Here is a 3,890-nt window from a genome sequence, read left to right on the forward strand (position 1 = left end):
CTGCTGGGGTCGGGGCTGGGCACGCTGAGCCTGGTGCTGGGCGGGCTGGTGCCCCGCGCGCAGTGGGTGCCCTCCGCGTGGCTGTGGTGGATGGCGAACCTGCTGGGCATGTTGCTGGTGACGCCGCCGCTGCTGCTCCTGTTCCGCTCCTGGCGCGCGCGCTGGACGTGGGAGGCGTGGGTGCTGCCGGTGGCGACGGTGGGGGTGTGCGTGGGCGTCTTCGCCTTCCCGCCGCCGGGCTCCGGGGAGGCGCACGCGCTGACGTTCCTGCTCTTCCCGCTGTCGGCCTGGGCGGCCCTGCGCTTCGGGCCCCGGGGCGCGGCGCTGGCCTCGCTGTTCATCGCCCTGGCGGCCATCGCGGGCACCGCGCGGGGGCTGGGGCCGTTCTTCACGCCGGACTCGCCGCCCCAGGGGCTGGTGGTGCTGCAGCTCTTCATCGGCATCACCACGCTGACAGGCCTGCTGCTCGCGGCCGCGCGCGCCGAGCGCCGCGAGGCGGTGGAGATGCTGGAGTTGCTCGCCACCACCGTGCGCGCGGTGCACGAAGGCGTGCTCATCTGCGAGGTGCGCGAGCCGGGTGTGCTGCACACGGTGTTCGTCAACGAGGCCCTGTGCGCGCTGGTGGGCCGGCGGCGCGAGGAGCTGGTGGGGACAGCGCCCGGGGCGCTCCTGGCGTCGAGCGACGGCGAGGACCCGCGGCGGCTGGCGGAGGCGCTGCGCGAGGAGCGTTCGCTGCGCGCGGAGGTGGTGCTGGGCCGGCCGGACGGCTCGCGCGTGTGGAGCGAGATGCAGCTGTCCCCGGTGCGCGCCAACGGCCAGGGCGTGACGCACTTCGTGGCCACCCACCGCGACGTCACCGCGACGAAGGAGCTGCAGGCCCGGCTGGTGGCCGCTGAGCGCGTGGCCGCGGTGGGCACGCTGGCGGCGGGCGTGGGCCATGAAATCAACAACCCGCTGGCCTACCTGGCGCTGAACCTGGAGGCCGCCCAGCGCAGCCTCTCGGCGGAGGGCACGGCGGCCCTGCCGGGCGTACGCGACGCGCTGGGCAGTGTGCGCGGGGCCCAGGAGGGCGCCGAGCGCATCCGCCTCATCGTGAAGGACCTGCGGGTCTTCAGCCGCGAGGAGTCACCCGAGCAGGGGCTGGTGGACCTGAACGCGCTGGTGCCGCCCGCGGCGCGCGTCGTGCTCCACGCGCTGCGGCCCCGCGCGCGGCTGGTGGAGTCGTTCGGCCCGGTGCCCCGGGTGCTGGGCAGCGAGGCGCGGTTGGGCCAGGTGCTGCTCAACCTGCTGGTGAACGCCATGCAGGCCATCCCGGAAGGCGACCCCGCCCGCCACGAGGTGCGCGTGCGCACCGGCACGGAGGCCTCCGGCCACGCGCGCGTGGAGGTGGAGGACACCGGCGGGGGCATTCCGCCGGACGTGCTGCCGCGCATCTTCGATCCGTTCTTCACCACCAAGGGCAGCGAGGAGGGCACCGGTCTGGGGCTCGCCATCTGTCAGCAGATCGTCCGCGCGCACGGGGGCGAGCTGCGCGTGCACAGCGTGCAGGGCCAGGGCGCCACCTTCACGCTGTTGCTGCCGCCCGCGCCCGTGCAGGGCGCGGGGGCCCTCCCGGTGTCCCCACGCTCCTCCCGTCCGGGCACCCGGGTCGCGGAGGCTTCCCAGCCCCCGGCGTCCTCCGGGCGGCGGGGACGGGTGCTCATCGTGGACGACGAGCCCCGGCTGGCGCAGTCCATGCGGCTGCTCCTGGAGCCCTTCCACGACGTCGTCACCGTCACGAACGGCGAGGCCGCGCTCGCGCGGGTGGTGGGGGGCGAGTCCTTCGACGTGGTGCTGTGCGACCTGCAGATGCCGGGCATGGACGGCATCGCGGTGCACCGGCGGCTGGCGGCCCAGGCGCCCGCGCTGGTGTCGCGGCTGGTGTTCATCTCCGGCGGCGCGTCGTCACCGGAGGCGCTTGCGTTCGTGGAGACGGTGGCCAACCGCGTGCTGGAGAAGCCGGTGCGTCCGGACGTGCTGCTGGCCACGGTGGAGGCCACGCTGGGCGGCGGGCCCCCGGAGGTGACGACGGCGCGGGGCGCGGTGGGCGGCAGGCGCCACGGTTAGTCCGCTCAGACGCGCAGCCACTTGCGCGCTGTGGGCCCGAAGAAGCGCACCACGCTGCCCACCAGGAAGAAGCGCACCGAGCGGCCGATGACGGACGCCAGCAGGAAGCGCTCCAGCGGCACGGACACCAACCCGCTGCCAATGGCGACGATCTTGAACGGCGTGGGCAGGATGGAGCACAAGAGCGCCAGCACCCAGAAGTTGCGCCCCAGCAGCTCGCCCACCGTGCCGGACACGCCGAAGCGGTCCACGCGCACGTCCAGGTCGATGTGGAGCAGCTGCGTGATGCCTTCCCCCACGAACGCCCCCAGCCCGTAGCCGATGAGGCCGCCCACCAGGCTCGCCAGGGTGCCCAGCAGGCAGTAGCGCACCCACTTCTTCGGCTGGGCGAGCACCATGGGGACCAGGATGGCGAAGGGCGGGATGGGGAAGACGGACCCGTCCACCACCGACACCGCCATCATCGTGGCCAGCGCATGGGGCGTGGAGGCGGCGGCCTCCACCCGCATGTACAGGCGGCGGTACCAGGACAGCTTCGGAGCCTCTCCGGCCGGGGCCGGGGTGGTCGGGGAGGGCGGGACAGGAGGGTCGATGGAGGACATACGGCGGCGCACCCTAGCGGAACCCAGGGCCCTTGCCATCGCCGTCCCGTCCAGGATGCCTGCCTGATTGGAATGCGACCCGTGCCCCGCGGGCTTAGAACCAGGAGAGGGTGCCCCCAACCATGACCGCTCAAGAACGCGTGGAACGCGCCACCGGCGCGCTGAAGGTGTTTCCGTTGCCGTCGGCGGTCCTGTTTCCCCACACCGTCATCCCCCTGCACATCTTCGAGCCCCGCTACCGGGAGCTGGTGCGCGACGCGCTCGCCACCGACCGCGTGCTGGCGCTGGGGCAGTTGGAGTCCGGCTGGGAGGGCTCCTACGAGGGCCGGCCCCCCCTGCAATCCATGTTGTGCGCGGGCGTCATCGTCTGGGACGAGCAGGTGGAGGACGGGCGCTACAACATCCTCCTGCAGGGCGTGAGCCGGGTGCGGCTGGTGGAGGAGCTGCCCGCGGACAAGCTCTACCGCCAGGTGCGGGCCCAGGCGCTGCCGGACCTGCCCTACACGGGGCCGGAGGAGGAGCAGCTGCGGCAGGCCGTCTTCGAACTGGCGGGCCGGGTGCCGCCCTCGTTCGCGGAGAACCTGCTGCCGGTGGCCGCGCGCGCGGGCGGCGGGATGCTGGCGGACGTCGTCGCATCCGCGGTGGTGCCGGACCCCGAGCGCCGGCAGGAATTGCTGGGGGCGCTGGACGTCCGGCGGCGGCTGGAGCTGGTGCTGGAGGACCTGAGCGACCTGCTGGGCCAGTTGCAGCCGGTGCGGCCCAGCGGACCGCTGAACTAGGGGTCCTGAGAAGGCTTGCCCTGGCCACCCCTCCCGCGCATTGCTGGGCCCACAGGGGGCCTTCAGGGAGGACCTCCAGGGAGAGCGACGCACCATGCGGCTCGTGAAGATTGGCATCGCCAGCGTCAACACCACCGTGGGCGCCTTCCAGCAGAACACCGACCGGGTGCTGGGCATGGCGCGGAAGATGGCGGCCGAGGACGTCACGTTGGGCGTCTTCCCCGAACAGGTCATCGCGGGCTACCCCGCGGAGGACCTGGTCCAGTGGCAGGGCTTCATCGACCACCAGTGGCCGGCGCTGGAGCGCTTCGCGAAGGAGACCGCGGCGCACGCCACGGTCTACATCGTGGGCGTGGCGGTGGCGCACCAGGGCGTGCGCCTCAACTGCGCGGCGGTGGTGGCG

3 protein-coding genes and 1 pseudogene are annotated in these 3,890 nt (G+C 73.4%); 3 read left to right on the plus strand and 1 reads right to left on the minus strand.

Annotated features, from left to right (window positions below; translation table 11 throughout):
- Positions 1–2,106, plus strand: a 2,106-nt coding sequence (locus D7X74_RS40345) for an ATP-binding protein (protein WP_120538247.1), incomplete at its 5' end; no start/stop codon positions are given.
- Positions 2,107–2,111: 5 nt separating this feature from the next.
- Here the strand turns inward: D7X74_RS40345 and D7X74_RS40350 are convergent.
- Entirely contained in the window at positions 2,112–2,708 is a 597-nt protein-coding gene (locus tag D7X74_RS40350; RefSeq protein WP_120538248.1) for a YqaA family protein, read from the minus strand.
- Positions 2,709–2,830: 122 nt separating this feature from the next.
- Here D7X74_RS40350 and D7X74_RS40355 point away from each other — a divergent pair, with 122 nt between their 5' ends.
- Both D7X74_RS40355 and D7X74_RS40360 read left to right on the plus strand, forming a co-directional pair.
- Positions 2,831–3,487 carry an LON peptidase substrate-binding domain-containing protein gene (locus tag D7X74_RS40355; protein ID WP_120538249.1) on the plus strand — a complete coding sequence of 219 codons (657 nt, stop codon included), beginning with the start codon at positions 2,831–2,833 and terminating at the stop codon, positions 3,485–3,487.
- A gap of 94 nt (positions 3,488–3,581) precedes the next feature.
- Positions 3,582–3,890: pseudogene (locus D7X74_RS40360) on the plus strand (NAD(+) synthase); the annotation flags it as partial.

Origin of the sequence: Corallococcus sp. CA047B, from assembly GCF_003612065.1 — a bacterium.
Taxonomy (GTDB): Bacteria; Myxococcota; Myxococcia; order Myxococcales; family Myxococcaceae; genus Corallococcus; species Corallococcus praedator.

What these genes read in the sequence shown, in the direction of transcription:
- D7X74_RS40350 (WP_120538248.1), bottom strand. Translation starts at nt 2,708, where the DNA reads ATGTCCTCCATCGACCCTCCTGTCCCGCCCTCCCCGACCACCCCGGCC.
- D7X74_RS40355 (WP_120538249.1), top strand. Translation starts at nt 2,831, where the DNA reads ATGACCGCTCAAGAACGCGTGGAACGCGCCACCGGCGCGCTGAAGGTG.